Raw genomic sequence first — 1,290 nt, 5'->3', positions numbered from 1 at the left:
CAAGACACGCGCCGAGGTCTATCAGGAGCTGATCGAAGCGCAGCAGAATGGCCTGAACTACGTCACCGACACTTCGTACCCGGACGTCAATCCGAACTTCGAGGTACAGGTTGCCCGGATGAAGCGTCAGCATCTTGCGCAACAACGCGCGACTACACCGGACAGCACGAACAATTGAAGACGCGTTTCGTCCCGCCCTACCCCGCCGATATTCAGGCTGCTGAAGCAAAGGTTGCTGCCAAACATCAAGCGGAAAGAAATGCAGTAGCGGGGGTCGTCCAGAGCGGACAGACAACGCCGACGCCCTGAGTTGGCCTACTCTCTGGTGACGATCCGCCTTGCTCCACAAGATCTGGCCAGTGACATGTCCGGTTCCACGCCCAGCGTCCCAATTCGGAACGCGATAAGCCGTGTAGCCCACATGATCGATCGCACTGCCTGATCGTGTGACTGATCACTGGACCCGAGCACGCCGAACTCGCCAGCGCCGTCGAATACCCCGCGATCAAATCCACCGTCGCCGTCCAATCCGCCCCAAGCCGGCGCGCTCGGCGGCGCTCCAATCAGGGCAGTGCAGGCCAGCTTCGATAACCGCTCTCATCTGACCTGCTCCGCTTTTCGAGAACCATGCAAAGTCATCTGACGCGGTGCGCGTCCAGGAGAATGGAGTGATCGCCGCCAGGATCCCGCAGTCGATTACTCGAACACCGCGCCCCGAGCCCACTTCCGCACGGTTTCTCAACTTCTGGCGGCTCTACCTCGAGCAGGGCACACCTACTGGACGGTAATCGTCTCCTTCATGGTCGGGTGTATGCCGCAGAATACCTTGTAGACACCCGGTTTATCGAACTTGAACTGGAAGGTATCGTTCTGATCAAGCGCGGCGGAGTGAAAGACTCCGGCGTCGTTGACAACCGTGTGGGGTTCGCCATCGAGATTCTTCCAGGTCACCGTCGAGCCGGCATTGATGGTGAGCGACATCGGCGAGAACATGAAGTTCTTTATCACGACGGCATTGGACTCCTGCGCCTGCACGACGGAGAAATCTGCGGATGCCGCCATGAGCATCCCGAACCCGAGGGGGACAACAATGGCGCGGCGAAGAATGGTGGTTAGCATGACATGGTTCCTGGTTGGTGAGTACCGTGTGTCGATTCAGACGAGCGTCGTGTCGGCGAGCGTCGTCCTGAGGGGATGGCGCACGATCTTGATGCTGGTCACGCCAAGCATCCTCGGAAGCTGATCGCTCGCCACCTTGAGCGGCCCAGGTCCGGGGCCGTTGCCGGCCGT

Annotated in this window: 2 protein-coding genes and 1 pseudogene; 1 reads left to right on the top strand and 2 read right to left on the bottom strand. The window is 59.7% G+C overall.

Annotation, left to right across the window (positions count from 1 at the left end; translation table 11 throughout):
• Positions 1 to 178 (top strand): DUF4148 domain-containing protein (locus P3T23_RS47730; RefSeq protein WP_429322960.1); only part of this gene is annotated, 178 nt, incomplete at its 5' end.
• A 596-nt stretch (positions 179 to 774) separates the two neighbouring features.
• On the opposite strand, the gene P3T23_RS47725 is transcribed toward P3T23_RS47730, so the two are convergent.
• Entirely contained in the window at positions 775 to 1,119 is a 345-nt protein-coding gene (locus P3T23_RS47725; RefSeq protein WP_429322959.1) for a cupredoxin domain-containing protein, read from the bottom strand.
• 36 nt (positions 1,120 to 1,155) lie between these two features.
• Positions 1,156 to 1,290 (bottom strand): annotated as a pseudogene (locus P3T23_RS47720) (metallophosphoesterase); the annotation flags it as partial.

The sequence above is a fragment of the Paraburkholderia sp. GAS448 genome, from assembly GCF_050435685.1.
GTDB lineage: Bacteria > Pseudomonadota > Gammaproteobacteria > Burkholderiales > Burkholderiaceae > Paraburkholderia.
Note: the sequence above shows the minus strand (reverse complement) of the source record. Positions and strands in the feature narration are given on the sequence as shown.

What these genes read in the sequence shown, in the direction of transcription:
- P3T23_RS47725 (WP_429322959.1), bottom strand. Translation starts at nt 1,119, where the DNA reads ATGCTAACCACCATTCTTCGCCGCGCCATTGTTGTCCCCCTCGGGTTC.